Here is a 16,798-nt window from a genome sequence, read left to right as displayed (position 1 = left end):
GTAATGTTTAAAAAAATAAAACAATGGTTGACGCTAAAACCTCAAAATGCCAATAAACTGGCTAAAAAGGAACAATTGAAGCACGCGGCCATTTTATTACTGGTGGGTGGCGCATCCTATGGATTTTATTGTTACTCATCAGCTGAGAAAAAAAAACCAGTCCACCAGGAAGAAGCTCCGTTCGAGAGTATTTTTGAAAGTACTTTTAATCAGGGCAGCGACGAAGCACTCCTTCTGCAACAGCAGCAACAAATTGATTCTTTAAAAGAGTTAATGGCAGAACATCATAAAAAACAGCAGGAAGCAGCACCTGTGAATACAGAAAATTCGGAAACAAAAACCTTGATCCAGGCCATGAAAGAACAGCTTGCACACCTTGAAGAAGAAAATAAAAAAATGAACGAACAATTACAGGTTGCACTGGTTTCTACCCGTCAGGCAAGCCTGGTCACCGTTAGGCCGCCAACTCGCGAAGAAATGGAAGCACAGCAAAAGAAAAAGCATCAGGCAGAGCGCGAACTGCTAGCAAAATCAGGACTGGAAACAGTGCAATTTAACAACCGGAAGAAAAAAAACAAGGAAGTACGAACCTCTAAAAATTATGTTTGGGCGGGAACCTTTGTTGAAGGGGTGTTGCTGACTGGGGTTTTAGGTGATGCAGGAATAAACGGCTCAAAAAACATGGGAACTGCTTTAATCCGCCTTACCAGCGGAGGAATCATGCCCAACAACCAGCGTTCTCATCTGGAAGACTGTGTCGCTCTGGTATCCACTTATGGTGATTTATCAGGAAGTTCCGTGGTGATGCATTTAGAAACACTGTCTTGCGCCGGAAATAACATCAATTTTGAACAAAAGGCTTACGGCTCTGTATTTGATTTGGATGCCATGCAGGATTTACGCGGAACATCCATTCTAAAAACAAAGCCGCTCTTAACCTATTCGGCAGCGGCAGGCATGCTGGCAGGATTTGGTGATGGCTTAAAGAATTTAAATACCGCTCAAACAATCAATCCAGGGGCTGGCACCATTACGACCTACGGGCAGGCATCAACCCTTGCTCAATCGGCTGCTGGTGGTGCGCTTAGTAATCCTGCCAATCGTATTTCAGACTATGTAATGCGCATTGCTGATATTTATCATCCACTGGTTGTGGCACGTGCTGGTCGTCGTGTGTCCGTTTTATTTACTAAAGGCTTTTGGATAGACAAAGAACATCAGGTGTACGAGTCAGGACGCGCTATCAATGAAGGACATGCCCAAAACGAGTCTGGGGTTACAACCACTGTAAGCCGTGCCTATGAATTAAATACACACCCTGTGAATGGCGCTTCATTGATGCAGTCCAATAATCCAGAGCCCATGGTTCAAACCGTTAATCCTGTTGAGAATCCCCTCTTAAATCAACCAGGACAACCCTCTACCCCATTATTTTCAACCGTACAAAATGAGGAGCCACTTCATGACTAAACCTCTATTTTTATTGAGTACCCTTTTCTTAGTGTCGCAGTTATGTGCCTGCTCGAAATCCATCCTCGACAATCAGGATGCAAGATGTCCCTTTGCTGACAGGGGTGGTTGTCAAAGTATGGAAATGGTGAATCGTATGGTGCAGGAAAAACGCTACACACCCGATGGTCAATTCGTGCAGCAGGCAAGAATTCAAGATCTGTATTCAGATTATAAATAGGCGCTGGCACGAATACAGGAGAGAAACAATGCTTACAAATGCTATAGAATGGGTTCAAGATACTTATCAGTTGCTAAAGGAGACCTGGAATGACAAAGGGCTAGCCGATAACGGAGCCGCTTTTGACCTCAAGGCGCATCAATATCCTTCTTTTACTGAGGAGCTATTACCTTATCAATATTTTGATGAGGAATCGAAGCTGTTTTTTAATGAACACAATGCGGGTTTAATTTATCGCATTGTTCCTTTAACGGGTGCGAATGAACACATAGCAGAGCAGCTGGATACGCTGCTTCAATCTAAAGTGTCTCATGAGTTCACCTTGCAGTTGATTTGCGTCAAACACAATCAAGTAGGGAAAGATATTGAGGCATTTACTTCGCAGTTCACAAAAAACGAATTTGAAAATTTAAGCCTGTTAGGAGATAACCTTAAGGCATTTTATCAAAAAGCCGCCATACACGGTTTTAAAACCAACACGATGCTTGCACCTCGATTAACTCATACGGATTGCTATATCGTCATTGATAAAATCAAAAAAGAATCCGAGAGTGATTTAAAAGCCTGTTTTGGCCAGTTTCGCGTTTCGTTTGAAGCATCCTTAAGTGCTGCAAAAATTGGATTTAAGCAAGCGGATGCGACTGATTTTTTGCATTTGCTTCAGTTTTATCTGGATAATTGCCCTGATGCAATTACCCCACGCCCTGTTATATACGACAAAACCAAATTACTTAAAGAGCAGGCGCTGTCTCATGACTTTGATATTGAAATTAAAAACAATGAAGTAGTAATTCAAGGGGCTAATGAAGCTGGACATGCTTATGAAACAGCTGTATCTGTTCTGACCATTGATCGCCTGCCTCGTCAGTATTGTTTATGGGAGAACATCAATAATACCAGCAACATTTTTCATCCTGATAAAAGAATATCCTGTAATCACATCATCTCGGTCATCTATCTGGTTGAAGAGCAGGGACGTGCTCAGGGTAGGGCGAACCGCAAGACCCGTGATTTGGATAAAAAATCTAAAAGTGATTATGCCTTGAATGTAGCGGGAACTGAGGAGCAGGCAAGAGTATGGCGTACTTTTCGAGATGATTTATCCTCACAGAAGACTCGTTCTGTAAAGATGCTTTATAACGTGGTTCTTTTTTCAAGACCTCATGAAAAAGAGCGTGATGTGGAAGCTGCTCGCACGGTATTTGCGTTCAATGACATTAAACTGGCATTGTGTAAACGTATGCAATGTCCATATTTTTTAGTCTCGATGCCGTTTTTTTTCACGGGAAATCTGGCTAAGGATTTTTCTCTTCCAACCATGATGTGGCCAATTTCTTCATGGAATGCAACCCAATACATGCCAATTCTTTCTGACTGGCGCGGGGTGGGCAAGGGTATTTTGTTGCCCACCATGCGCGATCAGTTTGCCTGCATCGATCCTTTCTCGGGTGCATTTGGCAGCAATTACAATATGGCTGTAACCGGCACATCGGGCGGTGGAAAAAGTTTTTTCATTCAGATGCTGATGCTCAATATTTTATTTAATGGCGGGGATATTTTTATTATTGATGTAGGCGGGAGCTACAGAAAACTGTGTGAGGCGCTCGGTGGGACTTATCTTGAATACAGCAATTTGGCGATGAATCCCTTTACCCATGTTACGGACATTTTACGAGAGATTGATGACATTATTGCCTTGTTTGAATTATTAACTTGCCCGACCAGCGGTGCTACAGATGACGACAGAGGCACTTTAAGAGAAGCCATTTTAACCGCTTTTGGAACAACTCAGAATCAAACGCGCATTGATGAGGTTGCAGGAGTCTTATTGTCGTTGTACGAGCACGACCGCGAAACCTATCCTACAGCGCGCATTTTGTCTAAAAATCTTCAGCGTTACTGTTCTGCCTCAGAGCATGGAAAAGCGTTTAATGAGCCATCCCAGCTATCGCCTGATGCCCGCATAATTGTAGTTGACTTGAAGGAAATTGAAGACAATCAAAGCATTCGCGCCCCGGTTCTCCTGTCCGTTATTTCCCAGTTTCAAAGACGTATGTTCAACTCAGACAGGAACAAACAAAAGATGTGCATCATTGATGAGGCCTGGTCTTTTTTTACAGGAGATTCAATTGCAGTGAACTTTATCACCAAAGGCTTTCGTACTGGTCGGCGGCATAAAGCATCATTTGTCACGATTACTCAGGGAATTGAGGATTATTTTGAATTCTCAGAAGCCCGTGCCGCATGGGAAAACTCCGCTTTAAAGCTTGTTTTTTTACAAGAAGAATCACCGCTTTTAGAGCATCAAAAAAAACATGAGACTTTTTCGGGCTATGAGATGACTATTCTGAAATCATTCCCAATAGCGAAAGAAGCTGGCTTTTCGCAAGTCTTGTTGCGCGCCAACGGTATTTCCTCCTTTCATCGCTTGTTCGTTGATCCGTTTACTCGCGTGCTTTTATCTTCTGATGGAGATGATTATCAGGCGGTCATTAATTATGTGGCACAAGGGATTGCATTTCTTGATGCGGTATCGCATGTCGCAGAACTGCATTATGGGAGGGGTTATGCCATTTAATCGCTTAAACACCACATATTGGATCATTGCGGGAGTTGATGGGTTCATTGGAGTCCTGGCGGGTATGTTTATGATGTGGCCTAAGCCTTTACCTCTTTTGGTGGTTGATATGAATCGTGCCATAGAGGCACCTTCGGTGCTGCTTGCCCGTTCTAAACTGACTCATGAAGAACAATTAAACATTATGGATCGCTTTTCACGCACCCTTCCAGAAGTCATCAAGGACTATGGAAGGTCTCATCGGGTAACCTTAGTTAGCGCACCCGTATTAACTGGTTACAAACCCTCCCAAGTGGATGTAACAGACGAGCTCATTGCTTTGACCATAGCAAGGATAAAGCATGAAGCGCACTAACAAACGATTTTTTTCCTTGATTCTTGGTCTGGCCTCCTTATTAGAGCCTGTAAGTCATGCAAAAAATATTGGTCAGTATGGCCAGACATTCCCTGTCAGGGAAGAGGATATAAGAAAAGTCATTATGAACAAACTCAATGCATTGCAGCAAAGCGGTGATTTAGAGCATGTTCAGCGCGATTTAGAGCAGAAAGCAGCGCGTCAGGCGATGAGACCACACCCTTTGGCATTGAGCACGACTCGCGCGCCTAAGACGTTTCGCATCTCACCGGCAGTGACTGTATCTCATGATATCTGGACACCTGATGGGTACTTAATTGCAAAAGCAGGGACGCGTATAAACCCATTTGAGCGTGTTCACTTCCTCAAAACCCTGATTTTCTTTAATGCGGATGATGCAAGACAGGTTACCTGGGTTAAAAAACATTACACCAATTTTAAGCACGTTAAGTTTATTTTAACCGGTGGTGATGTTCGAGTTGCCGCAGAGCTTTTTGGTCGAATTTATTTTGATGTGAACGGCATCATTTCATCTCGGCTGCAGCTTCAACACGTTCCAAGCATAGTCAGTCAGGTAGGTCTTGATTGGCAAATTAAAGAAATTGGAGTGAATGATGAATAAACGACTTTTCTGTTCAATTGCTGCAGGTTTATTCTTCATCTGTACATTGCACGCGTCACAGTGTAAAGGGCATTTTGTCAATCCTATTACCGACATTTGCTGGGATTGTTTGTTCCCTTTAACCATTGGTTCCTCCGAAGTAGTAAAAAGCCAGTATCCTGATACTAAAAATCCTGGGAACCCTATCTGTTCCTGCCCAAACAAATTACAACTTTTAGGAGTTACTATAGGTTATTGGGAACCATTTGCGTTAGTCGATGTGACACGAAAGCCATATTGCATGGTGAATCTTGGGGTGCAACTACATATTAAAGACCAGGGTCTTGGTGGTTCACAAATGCCCGATACGGATGGGCGAGGCGCATTTTATTACGTGCATTGGTACAAATACCCTCTGATGTATTGGCTGCAGGTCCTTACATCCATCGGCTGTATGGAGACAGAAGATTTTGATGTGATGTATTTGAGTGAACTTGATCCAACATGGAATGACTCGGAGTTTGCTTTTGTTCTTAATCCTGAGGCCACCTTATTTACCACATCGCCAGTACGTGCGTCTTGTGCAGCAGATGCAACCAAAGCATTGGCAGGAACGGCCATGGATTCTCTATTCTGGTGCCAGGGCGCTCAAGGATCTACCTACCCGCTCAATGGTTTTGTGGCGAATCAGGCGAGTCCCATTAGTGCTGCAACACTCCTGACAGAACGCACCGACTTTAAGCTTCATCGCCTTGGAGCAATTAAAGATTCTGTTGGTAAAGATTGGGCTGCACTTTGTCGCACCTATCACTCTTCCATTTTGCCTAAAAGCCGGTATCGCTACCAGTTAGTCAATACATTACCTGATGCGAAACGCTGCCAGCCCTTTGGCCGTTCAGTCATTACCTGGGAGGCCGGACATACCTACCCTGGAGATGGAGATAATTTTGGCTTCATGATTTGGCGCAAGAGAAATTGTTGTTTTTTATAAGGAGGCCTTTAATGGCGCACTACATTAAAATCATTATCCTGTTTCTGACCGGGATTGGCGGATGTTTTGCAAACACTAATGATGAATTAAGGCATTATCAAGAGGAGGGGGCTCATCAGGTATCAACCATTCCGAGTAAGACAATCGAAATGCTAAAGCGTACGTCCTCTCGGAATCAATCAGAGCACCAATCATTGATTGATACACTCATGCAACGCAGCACGGACGGTTTACAAAGCAATCAAAAACCGCAAGGAGCTGAAGGTGCTATTTTATTTGTATCCTTTTCCATGCCCGACTCACTTCTATTTGCATTGAGCGATGAAGCAGCACGGTTTCATATTCCCGTGGTCATTAATGGATTACTGGATGGTGACTTTAAACAAACCATAGAAACATTTAAACACCTTAATAGCGAAGCTCAAAAGCAGCATTTAAATTTTAAGGGAATTTCTATTGATCCGGTCTGGTTTAGTCAATTCCACATTACAACGGTTCCAGCGCTTGTAGTCACAGAACCCTCCAAGTCTTGCGGTTCAGGGCAGTCCTGTACCAATCAACCCTTTGATGTAGTGTATGGCAATGCAAGCATAAAAAAAGGACTGGAGCTCATCGCCCAGAAAGGAGATGCAGGAGCCACATTAGCAGCCACCATATTGGAGAAAGGCCATGTTTAGATGCATGTTGGCCATTGTCTGTATTTTTGGATTTGGCACTTTCTCAGCTGCCAATACAACAGCGCAGGACTTTCAGAAATTAAAAGAATACGCAAAATCTTTGGGGAATCAGCCACTGAGCGCCATGAATGAATTTAAGCCCCAGAATACCTTCAAAGACTATACGGAAAATCCCTCGCAATCGCTTCATTATCAGGGGGTTGAAACTGAAAAAACGGATTTAAGTACCTTGGCTGCGAATGCCTTAAAAAATGATGCCGGTGGACGTACTGTGACCGAGCATTTTGGTCAGCGCCAATTTGAAATCAATACTAAAAATGAAGCGATTAAAAACGCCAAATTAATTGAAGAAGAAAGTTATGCGATTACCCATGGACAATCTAATGAGCGGATCAGATGCGATGAAAAGCCACAGGCTTGTGAGATTAAATCGCATGAGGAAATCTGTCATACATCAAGGCAATTACCAGAACAACAGTGTTTAAAAAAACGCAAAGTAACCGTGAACACAGAACGATGGAGTCAAAGAGCTGACTTTGAGGTATGGGTTCATAAAAAATGGACTGGACTCATAGCGGTTAATCTTATAACGGGCGCGATGACCAATAGCGCAGGAGGTCACTTAACTAATCCCATTAAATTAAATCATCCCTGCGAAGAAATGAAAGCCACAGTTCATTCCATTTTAAACAATGGTGGTTCTGCTCATTGGGTGCGTGTTGTGGGACTTCCAACCTGCCAGAATGGAGGAGTGATCACCCTGTATATTTCAGATAAGTTCAGTCGCTATTACCCAATTCAAGTGGCATTAACGATTAATGCTCATTCTAAATCCTATGTGGAAGAAGAGCACTGGGATAATGAATGCGCCAGTCTTGAGACAAACAACCTATGTCAAAAAACACAAGAGCAGTGTACTGATTCCAATCCAACCCGTGTCATTAATGGCCTGCCCGTCACCCGCGATTGCTGGGAGCTTAATGCACGATATCAATGCGCATCCGCTGCAGCTGATGAATGTAAAACGCAACATGAAAAAGGATGCTTACAGGCAAGTTCGCGCTGTACATTAATGAACAATAATGCCTGTTCACTCTATGAGCAGGTATATCGTTGCGATGAGACAGTCTGCCCACAGCCTGTGGCTTGTGTGCGTGATCTCTTTTGTGCTGATGGAGACTGTACGGAACATACTGCAACTCAGAATGATGGTTTTGGAGAGGCGATGGCACCTATGGCCGTTGCAGGAGCTGCTGGCACTGAGTTTGGTAAAACGCAGGCCACCTTATTTTCAGGCCATCCCGTGCAGTGCAAAATCTGGGTTTGGGACATTATTGATTGTTGTTCGAATGAAGGCTGGGCTGACAAGCTCCATATCGATTTGTGTCGCGAAGAAGATAAGGCTTTAGGCAAAGCCAAACTCAATTATCTGGCTCATTATGTAGGCGAATTCTGCAGTCAGAAAGATCCCATTTTTGGCACCTGTCTGGAGCACAAACGCACCTATTGCGTCTTTGACAGCAAAATGGCACGCATTATCCAGGCCGAAGGACGTTTAAGACAATTAAATCCCAATGCTTTAGGAGATGCGGAGCATACACGCTGCGCGGGGCTCAGTGTGAATGAATTACAAAGCCTTGACATGGGGCGCATCGATTTTTTAAACCCTGTCTATCCATTTCCCCAAGGACAACCAACAAAAGAAGCAGGAATTGTAGGCGATGTCGTTTTAAATAGCCCCGACGCTTCAAAAGCAATGGATGAAATCAAACGGCGAGTCCAGAAAAAGGCAGAACAAAAATGAGATTATTCACTATTATTTTAATGTTACTTTCCATGCCGGTCATGGCTGATTTAGTAAGTCCACCCGCTCATGGGTTTCATTGGTACAGTACAGAAAACAAAGAGCCTCAGATGAAACCTGTTCAAATTCCAAAGGTGTCAAAGCCTTCGCTGACTCCCTATGAGCAGCTCATGGAAGTCCGCAAAGCCACAATGAATAAGCTCGCAACGGCATTAATTGCCCCATCATTTGATGCAACCTATGAGTACATGAAAGCCCAGCAGGTGTATGCCAAAAACAATCAGAAATTTGTCCAGTACTGGCAACAGGTGCTGTTGTCTCATCCTGAGCTGGATCATTCCTTAAATTTTCCAACTGACAATACGGCTGTGGCCATTCGCAATGATTCAATGAATCTTTTAATGGAGAGGGTAGTCCGAGAAGGGGCTAAACGTTATGGATTAATCCTTTTTTACAAAGGGAACAGTTCCATTTCGCAAAAATTCATCACTCATCTTGTGCCATTCGTCAATCAGACCCACTTTTCAATGATTTCGGTCACGACAGATGGTCAACCCATTGAAGGTTTGCCTAATCCTAAAAACATACCCCTTAATGAAATACAAAAAACAATGAATTTGCAATCACGCTACATGCCAGCATTGTTTCTTGTTGATTTAAAAACACAAAAAATGTCGCCTTTATCTTATGGTTTCGTCTCCACAACCGAGTTAAAAGAACGCCTGCTGGATGTGGCGACTCATTACAAACGATACAGCTATGAGGGGTTTGAAGCATGATTGTCCGCATCATTTTTTTACTGCTTTTTTCTGTAATTAATCCATTACACGCCAATGTGGCAGTTGAAGAACTCAATGCACTGTTATTGAAAAAGCAAGCCCCTAAAGCTTTTGCACAGAAGGAATCAGCAGAAGCTAAAGATTTATCCCAAAATTATTACTTTGCATTTATTTATCGAAGCACCTGCCCACATTGTAAAAAATTCTCCCCTGTTTTAAAGGATTTTTCAGAAACATTTCATATTAAGGTTCGTGCTTTTAGCCTGGATGGAGAGTCCCTGGATGGACTCGATACCACACCATTAACACCTGAGCTTTTTCAAACGTTCTATGTATCAGGAGGGTATAAGCCTACGGTTCCCGCCTTGTTTTTAGTCAATCGACATACCCTGGAGGCCTACGCTGTCTTGTTTGGAGAAGCAACTCCTTATCAGCTGGCACAAAGAGTACATGAATTAAAGCAACACATTGAGGAGAAATTTAATGATTAGAGCTCTTGTGCTAACCGTTGTTGCGTCTTTTACTTGCGTGACAGGAAATGGTGTTCATGCATCAGCCAGTGCCGATTTAAATCATTTTTTTAATAATCTTGGTTATTCTGCGAATGTCACAGGTGCCTCATCCTATGAATCACAGGCAGCAGGATTTGCATCATTAGGCTCTGTCTATGCCAGAAATCAGGTGCGTTCCATTCAGATAGCTCACGTTGATGTACCTGGGTTTCGCTCAGGATGTGGCGGAATTGATATTTTTGCAGGTGGTTTTTCCTTTATTAAATCAGAGCAGATTGTTTCCTTCATGCAGAATATTTTAAGTAACGGGGCAGGCTATGCAATGAACCTTGCACTGGAGACCGAGCTGCCTGAAATTGCTCATGCCATGCAATACATGCAAAAGTTGGCAAATGACATTAATGGGACAAATTTTAATTCGTGTGAGATGGGAGAAAACCTGACTGCAGCGCTTTATCCCAAAAATAGAGCGGCACATCAGCGTTTGTGTGAGGACATCGGGCGTAATCGTAATGTATACACCGATTGGGCAGAAGCCCGACATAAATGTTCGACAGGAGGGGAGATTGAAAAGCGATTGGAACAGGCAAAAAACGATTCAGAATATAAAGACAGGGCTCTTTTGAATACCAACGTAGTTTGGGATGCATTACAACTGAATGAATTCATCAAATCAGATACAGAAATTTCAGAAGTCTATATGTCGATTTCAGGAACACTGGTATTTGATGCCAAAGGAGGGATGCAAACGTATCCCTCTTTAGCGACTAATCAGGATTTTGTAAAAGCCTTGCTCTATGGAGGCAAATTACCCAGCTATAAGTGCACTGATTCGAACAAGCCCATAAAATGTGTTGCCATCAATGTGAAAGGAAGCCAGGAGATCAGCAGCAAAGATGCTCTGGTTTCTCAGGTACAAGCCATCCTGCAGGGAGTTTATGAGAATATCAAATCAGGGACGGCCTTGACGCCACAACAAAAAGGGTTAATTGAACTAACCCAGCCGTCTGTATTTCAGCTCATTTCAGCCAGTGCACAACAGAATATCGGCATACAAAGCAGTTATGAACTTGCTCAGAGTGTAGCAACGGATTTGCTTGCCCAGTATCTTGCAAATTCACTTGAAGTGATTCGAGCATCCCTTGCAGGGCGTGATTTAGGTAGTGATCATGAAGAGAAATTATTTAAAAACCTGCAGGTGGCACAACAATTTGTAGATAATTTTAATAGCGAATCACGAGCACGTTTTAATGCCGCACTGACCACCAATCAGTTAGTGCAAAACAACGTGAAGCAGGCACTTAATGCCCTTAATCCCATCTTAAGAAAATCATATACCGGAGGGGCACAATGAGCCCATTATTAATCTACACCCCACAAAATGGGATTTATTTAAAAGAGTTGCTTGATGGTATGGCCGCTTTGCTTGGCGAATCCACGTTTAGCACCGCGTGTGACATTGTCATGATTTTATCCGTTGGTATGGTCAGTTATCAGTACGTAATGGGTAAAAAGCTGGAATCACTGACTCGCTTTATGCTGACCACTTTTTTAGTCATGTATTGCGTTCTGGGTATTAAAGTGCCTGTGGCACTTATTGACATGCAGACAGCCGAAGGAGCAGGAGAGGCATTAACAGTGGATCATGTGCCTTTAGGTGTTGCATTACCTGCAGCAGTCATTAGTGGCATGGGGTACGGAATAACAACTGCTTTTAGTGATGTATTTCACATGCCAGATAGCCTGGAGTACAACAAAACCGGAATGATTTTTGGTGCAAGAACCTGGCTTGCGGCAACCCAGACAAGGCTCTCCATGTCGCCTGATTTGGCGCAAGATCTATCATCTTATATCCGTCAATGCGTGTTTACGGCAAAACTTTTGGCAAGTCACCAATTAAGCCCTCAGGAGCTTACCCAAAGTGCCAATCTATCTAAAACCTATTTTGAGAGCCCCTCGCCCATTTATCGGGTGATTCTGCACAATGGAGACAATTTAAGTTGTGGTGATGCAGCAGCCAATTTAAAAACTCGATTGCCCGTTGCAGCCAAATTAGAGTTGGAGCGTCTTAATCATCTGGTAACCACAGGTGCTTTAGGGTCACGCAACACGGACAGCAGTTCTTTACCAGGCGAAAAGACTTTTGGTGACAGGCTGCAAGCTGCTCACAAATATTACATGAACATTACCGAAGATGCGGCTGAAACACTCACGCAGAATATCTTAATTAATGCGACCCGAGATGCTGCTGCCGATGCTTTTGCTTTTTCAGGAGCTGATGCGGCGCTCATGAATTACACCAATACAGACAGCACTCAAAAAATGCACATTGCTGAAGCCAATAGCTTTTGGCTTGCAGGATTTCGCTTACCCTATTATATGACCGTGATGTGGATGCTAACGCTGTGTATTTTTCCATTAGTTGTTTTAATTTCATTTTTTCCGACCCTGAGTAACGCTTATTTCTTGTGGGTACAATCTCAAATCTACCTTTGGTCATGGCCTCCGATGTTTATTATTTTTCATTGGTTTGTTTCCATGGCCTCAAGTACCACCATTACTTTGTTTGGTCAAAAAACAGGAGGTGTGACCTTCTCTAATATCGATTCGTTAGCCAGCATGCACAGTAATTTTGCTTATACGGCAGGTGCATTGGCGGCAAGTGTTCCTGTTATTGCCCTGTACATCACGAAAGGATTGGGACAGATTTTGAGTACATCCTCCCAGCATTTTGGTGGTATGGCGCAATCCTTGTCAGTCAGTGAAGCGCAATCTGCAGCTGCAGGTAACATCTCAATGGCAACTTACAGCGGGTGGAATATGAACTATGAAAATACCAGCGCCAATAACGTTTCGGCTAACAAGCACGATACCAATTGGACGAACATGCATGGGATGCACACGGAACAATTGGGAAGTGGTGTGCTTAAGACGACCACAGGCCATGGAGATGCTGTTTTTGATGTAAGTCCTGGGATGTCACGAGGACCCGTACACATCTCAGATACAAAGGCCTTAAGTGGCTCTTTAAATCAGGCTTTTGAGGAATCCAGGCAGGCTGCAGCCAATGAAAGTCAGCATTATCAAACGTCCTTATCCAGTTTTGCGCACAGTGCCGTACAATTATCGAAAATGCAGGGACATGATATGCGTTTAGGCGATGGAGTATCTGAAAGTGAATCCGGCCAATACAGCCAGGCCTTATCGACCATGACGCATATTGCCTCGGATGTAGCTAAACGCGAAGGGATAAGCCAAGAGGATGCGCTGGCTCATATGACCTCAGTTGGATTAAATGCCCACGTTGGAGTCGCAAGTGAAAAAAGTATGCTGGGAAGTATTGGGCGGTTGGCTTTTGGGGCAACAGGAGGTGCTGATAGTCATGCCAAGTTCGATCGGTCATCAACGAGCAGTGATCGTTACCATGAAGGTACGGACAGCAGCATGTCAGCGAAGGAAGCAGAAGACTTTAATCAGGCGCTTAATTACGTGAGCCAGTTTGCACAAAACCATCATTTTGATAACAGCCATTCGGAAGGGGCAAGCCTTTCGAATCAAATGGGTACCGATTTAAGGGAAGCGCAAACGGCAAGTCAAAACTACGATGCCTCGATGTCTAAAGCCGCTCGCATCAGCACGGCCAGGAGTTATGTGGAATCCAACTCCGATCAGATTACCACCGATCTTAATCAGGCATTTCCTGGCTTTGTGGCACACCGCATTGGCGAGAAAGCACGAGATGAATTGTATTCCAATCCTTCAGATCTGGCCTCATTAAAACAATTACAAATGCTAGCTAATGAGTTTATCAGTGAACAACGAGAAGGTTTAATCGCGCGATACGGCAATGCTTCTAAAAATGCTCGGATTGACTCCTTTTATCAGGATGCAACAAATCCATTAAGAACCAAAGAGTCACAAATGAGAACTGACTACCACAAAAACAGTAATGCATTGGAGGATTCTGGAAGGACTCTGGGAGTTGGCATGGATGCATCAAGAGCCGAAAGCATGCAGCAAAAAATTAATAATCAGGTCGATACGGCGGTAAATAAAACAAGCAGTGGAGGAGGGCGTTTAAAGAGTCAATACCAGCAAGCGGTTGAAACAACAAACAACGATGTAGGCGAGGGGAAAAAACTGGGGCAAAGTAACGTCAACGCAGTTATACCCGCCTATTTTACTAAATGGGTTGATCATCATGATAAATCAGCCCCAAAGAAGGAGCTTATCCATGAATAATGAAGAAATGAATTCACAAGAATTAAAAGAGGCCATCGCCTTGGATATAGAAACATTAAAAACATTGGACGTGGATATTATGCCGGCCAAGGAGTATTACCAGGCGAACAGGAGTTTGTTTTTGCATGTTTTTTTTAAACTATATGGAACAATACTTCTAGGATTTTTACTTCCACTCCCTTTTTATTGGAAGGTGTTGATGGTGGAGACTTCAACGCACGAGCTCACCTACATGTTTTTCTGGCTGCCATTAATGGCTCTGGGACTATGCCTTTTTGTTTTTCTATTCATTTACAGCTCATTAAATCAATACATTTTGATTGACTATCAATTGAAACACAAACTAAGAACAGGCTCATTGATTGTAAAACAAATAAGGCGGGCTGGAACTATAGCCTATCGAATATTTGCGGGGATTGTTTTGATTCCTTCACTGTTCTTGTTTCCCAGTGCTGCATTCTTCATATCCTTTGGCGCGTTTTTCATTAGCGGGATTTTAACGAGCATCCTTGTTGAAATGGAGCTCAATAGGATAGGCATCAGCGTGCTGTTTACTCTCATAAAGAATTATTTTGATAAGGACAAAAATGCCAGTGCGGCAATACCCCTAAAATAAACAAAACACATCAAAAAGAATAATTTTTAGCCACAAATACAAGCAGTGGAAGCCGCTGCTTTGCCCAAAACAAGCAGGAGAAAGATAAAATGAGCCATGAATCCAATTACAAACATTATACCCGGGGCGGTCAGATCTCATTCCATAATCTGCGGATGTGGTTTCAGATTAACAAAGCGCTATTTCATGTTTACTTATTCATTTGGGCAGGGTTAAGCATTGTATTGACCTGTATCTTTGCCCCTCATGGAATGATAAGACAGACTGTGTCCTATCACGCGGCTCATTTTTATCACCTGGCAGGGGTGCCACATGTATTTTCTATCCCTGTTAAAGGGGGGTATGCATCACAGACTGTCGAACAGCTTCTCCACAATCACTATTTTTCTGCAACCTCAGATCGTTTACTGACACTCCTGTTACAGTCAACTCTATGGAGTTTTCCCTTATCGTTGATTGTGGCACTTTTGGTGAGCCGATATTTCATTTATCGAGGAAAGGTACAAACACAAAACCAATTTATACGAGGGGCGAGTTTAGTCCCATCAGAAACACTTAAAAAACAGATCATCAAACAAAAAAAAGCATCTGATTTACATCTTGATGGATTTCCCTTGTTGCAAGGTGCAGAGGTGCAGCATTTATTGGTGCATGGCACGGTTGGGATGGGGAAAAGTCAGTTCATTATGAAATTGATGGATTGTTTACGTGCACGGGGCGACCGAGTCATTGTTTATGATAAGGGGTGCACGTTCACTCAGGCGTATTTTCAGGAAGGTCATGATGTCTTACTCAATCCTTTTGATGCACGCTGTGCTAATTGGGATTTATGGCTGGAAGCCCCAAAAGATGAATTACTGGAAAATATGGCAGAAAGTCTCATCCCTATGCATGGAGAAAACGATCCGTTTTGGGTTAATGCAGCGCGTACCGTGTTTGCCTGTCTTGCAAGTCAAATGCGTGAGGATAAGGAACGTTCCTTATCCAAGCTGTTAGGGTTACTGGTAACGGGCGAGTTTAGCGAGTTGGAACCTTATCTCAGCGGCACGGCTGCCGCGACTTTGGTCAGTAATAAAATAGAAAAAACAGCCATCTCCATTCGCTCCGTCATTACAACCTACCTTAAATCAATGCAGTCGTTAAGTGGGCTTGATGAGTCTGGGAAGCCTTCCTTTTCCATTCGTGATTATCTGTTAAATAAAGATTTGGAGGGTTGGCTTTTTATATCAAGCAATGGGGAACAGCATAAATCTTTAAAGCCATTGATTTCGATGTGGATTGCAATGGCATCACTGACACTCTTAAGTTTGCCAGAAGACGCAAACAGGCGAATTTGGTTTATTTGTGATGAATTACCCAGTCTACATAAATTACCCATATTGGGTGAAACCATTGCTGAAGTCAGGAAATTTGGCGGCTGCTTTCTGCTGGGAATGCAGAGCTTTAGTCAATTGGAGAAGGTATATGGGCGTAGTGGGGCGGCTGAAATTTTTGACTTGCTTAATACCCGAGCCTTTTTTGCAAGTCCAAGTCATGAAATGGCGCAACTTGTCAGTAAGGAACTTGGGGATGAGGAAATTGATGATACCCGAGAAAATTATTCTTATGGAGCTAACTCCATTCGTGATGGGATTTCCTTAGGAAAAAACCGTATTACACGACCCTTGGTGACTTATCCTGAAATTATGGGGCTTGATCCGCTTACTTGTTATCTGCGATTGCCAGGTCAATATCCTATAACAAAATTGGAGCTTCATTATCAAAAAAGAAGTGCGAAGGCTTCAGGTTTTCTACCTCGTGCCATACCGTCTCTTCCTGTTTCTAATACCAGCATTAAACATTTGCCTGTTGTTAATGAGTCCTCAGAAAGTCGCTTTAATGTGCAAGAGTCGACTAATTCCAAGCGTTTCCAAGGTGAATACGAGATTGAATCTATTTTTTGATAGAGGAATA

At 43.1% G+C, this 16,798-nt stretch carries 14 protein-coding genes; all 14 read left to right on the top strand.

Features of this window, described 5'->3' with window-relative positions; genetic code table 11:
- Nucleotides 1-3 precede the first annotated feature (3 nt).
- The 14 genes from BU07_RS0100230 (at nt 4) to traD (ending at nt 16,788) form a co-directional block, all read left to right on the top strand.
- On the top strand, nt 4-1,470 hold the full coding sequence (locus BU07_RS0100230; RefSeq protein WP_031562478.1) for a TraB/VirB10 family protein: 1,467 nt from the start codon (nt 4-6) through the stop codon (nt 1,468-1,470).
- Nucleotides 1,463-1,690, top strand: a complete 228-nt coding sequence (locus BU07_RS0100225) for a hypothetical protein (RefSeq protein WP_031562476.1) — start codon at nt 1,463-1,465, stop codon at nt 1,688-1,690. The genes BU07_RS0100230 and BU07_RS0100225 overlap by 8 nt, the downstream gene beginning before the upstream one ends.
- 28 nt (nt 1,691-1,718) lie before the next feature.
- A complete protein-coding gene (traC, locus tag BU07_RS0100220) occupies nt 1,719-4,268 on the top strand; it encodes a type IV secretion system protein TraC (protein ID WP_031562473.1) in 2,550 nt (849 codons plus the stop codon).
- Nucleotides 4,258-4,623, top strand: coding sequence for a hypothetical protein (locus BU07_RS0100215; RefSeq protein ID WP_051635420.1), 366 nt, complete (start codon nt 4,258-4,260; stop codon nt 4,621-4,623). The genes traC and BU07_RS0100215 overlap by 11 nt, the downstream gene beginning before the upstream one ends.
- Entirely contained in the window at nt 4,610-5,245 is a 636-nt protein-coding gene (traW, locus tag BU07_RS0100210) for a type-F conjugative transfer system protein TraW (protein WP_031562470.1), read from the top strand. The genes BU07_RS0100215 and traW overlap by 14 nt, the downstream gene beginning before the upstream one ends.
- On the top strand, nt 5,238-6,215 hold the full coding sequence (gene traU, locus BU07_RS0100205; RefSeq protein WP_031562468.1) for a conjugal transfer pilus assembly protein TraU: 978 nt from the start codon (nt 5,238-5,240) through the stop codon (nt 6,213-6,215). Before traW ends, traU begins: the two co-directional genes overlap by 8 nt.
- 11 nt (nt 6,216-6,226) lie before the next feature.
- A complete protein-coding gene (trbC, locus tag BU07_RS0100200; RefSeq protein WP_242601927.1) occupies nt 6,227-6,892 on the top strand; it encodes a type-F conjugative transfer system pilin assembly protein TrbC in 666 nt (221 codons plus the stop codon).
- Nucleotides 6,885-8,696, top strand: a complete 1,812-nt coding sequence (gene traN, locus BU07_RS0100195; RefSeq protein WP_031562463.1) for a type-F conjugative transfer system mating-pair stabilization protein TraN — start codon at nt 6,885-6,887, stop codon at nt 8,694-8,696. The genes trbC and traN overlap by 8 nt, the downstream gene beginning before the upstream one ends.
- Nucleotides 8,693-9,475, top strand: a complete 783-nt coding sequence (gene traF, locus BU07_RS0100190; protein WP_051635419.1) for a type-F conjugative transfer system pilin assembly protein TraF — start codon at nt 8,693-8,695, stop codon at nt 9,473-9,475. Before traN ends, traF begins: the two co-directional genes overlap by 4 nt.
- The gene (trbB, locus tag BU07_RS0100185) at nt 9,472-9,966 is read left to right on the top strand and encodes a type-F conjugative transfer system pilin assembly thiol-disulfide isomerase TrbB (RefSeq protein ID WP_031562459.1); all 495 of its coding nucleotides are present in this window, start codon (nt 9,472-9,474) and stop codon (nt 9,964-9,966) included. Before traF ends, trbB begins: the two co-directional genes overlap by 4 nt.
- Nucleotides 9,959-11,341 carry a conjugal transfer protein TraH gene (locus BU07_RS0100180; protein WP_031562457.1) on the top strand — a complete coding sequence of 461 codons (1,383 nt, stop codon included), beginning with the start codon at nt 9,959-9,961 and terminating at the stop codon, nt 11,339-11,341. The genes trbB and BU07_RS0100180 overlap by 8 nt, the downstream gene beginning before the upstream one ends.
- Nucleotides 11,338-14,229, top strand: a complete 2,892-nt coding sequence (locus BU07_RS0100175) for a conjugal transfer protein TraG N-terminal domain-containing protein (protein ID WP_051635418.1) — start codon at nt 11,338-11,340, stop codon at nt 14,227-14,229. The genes BU07_RS0100180 and BU07_RS0100175 overlap by 4 nt, the downstream gene beginning before the upstream one ends.
- Entirely contained in the window at nt 14,222-14,845 is a 624-nt protein-coding gene (locus BU07_RS0100170) for a hypothetical protein (RefSeq protein WP_031562453.1), read from the top strand. The genes BU07_RS0100175 and BU07_RS0100170 overlap by 8 nt, the downstream gene beginning before the upstream one ends.
- Nucleotides 14,846-14,934: 89 nt before the next feature.
- Complete coding sequence (gene traD, locus BU07_RS0100165) at nt 14,935-16,788, top strand: type IV conjugative transfer system coupling protein TraD (protein ID WP_031562451.1); 1,854 nt, start codon at nt 14,935-14,937, stop codon at nt 16,786-16,788.
- Nucleotides 16,789-16,798: the final 10 nt, after the last annotated feature.

Source organism: Legionella wadsworthii DSM 21896 = ATCC 33877, from assembly GCF_000701265.1.
GTDB lineage: Bacteria > Pseudomonadota > Gammaproteobacteria > Legionellales > Legionellaceae > Legionella > Legionella wadsworthii.
Note: the sequence above shows the minus strand (reverse complement) of the source record. Positions and strands in the feature narration are given on the sequence as shown.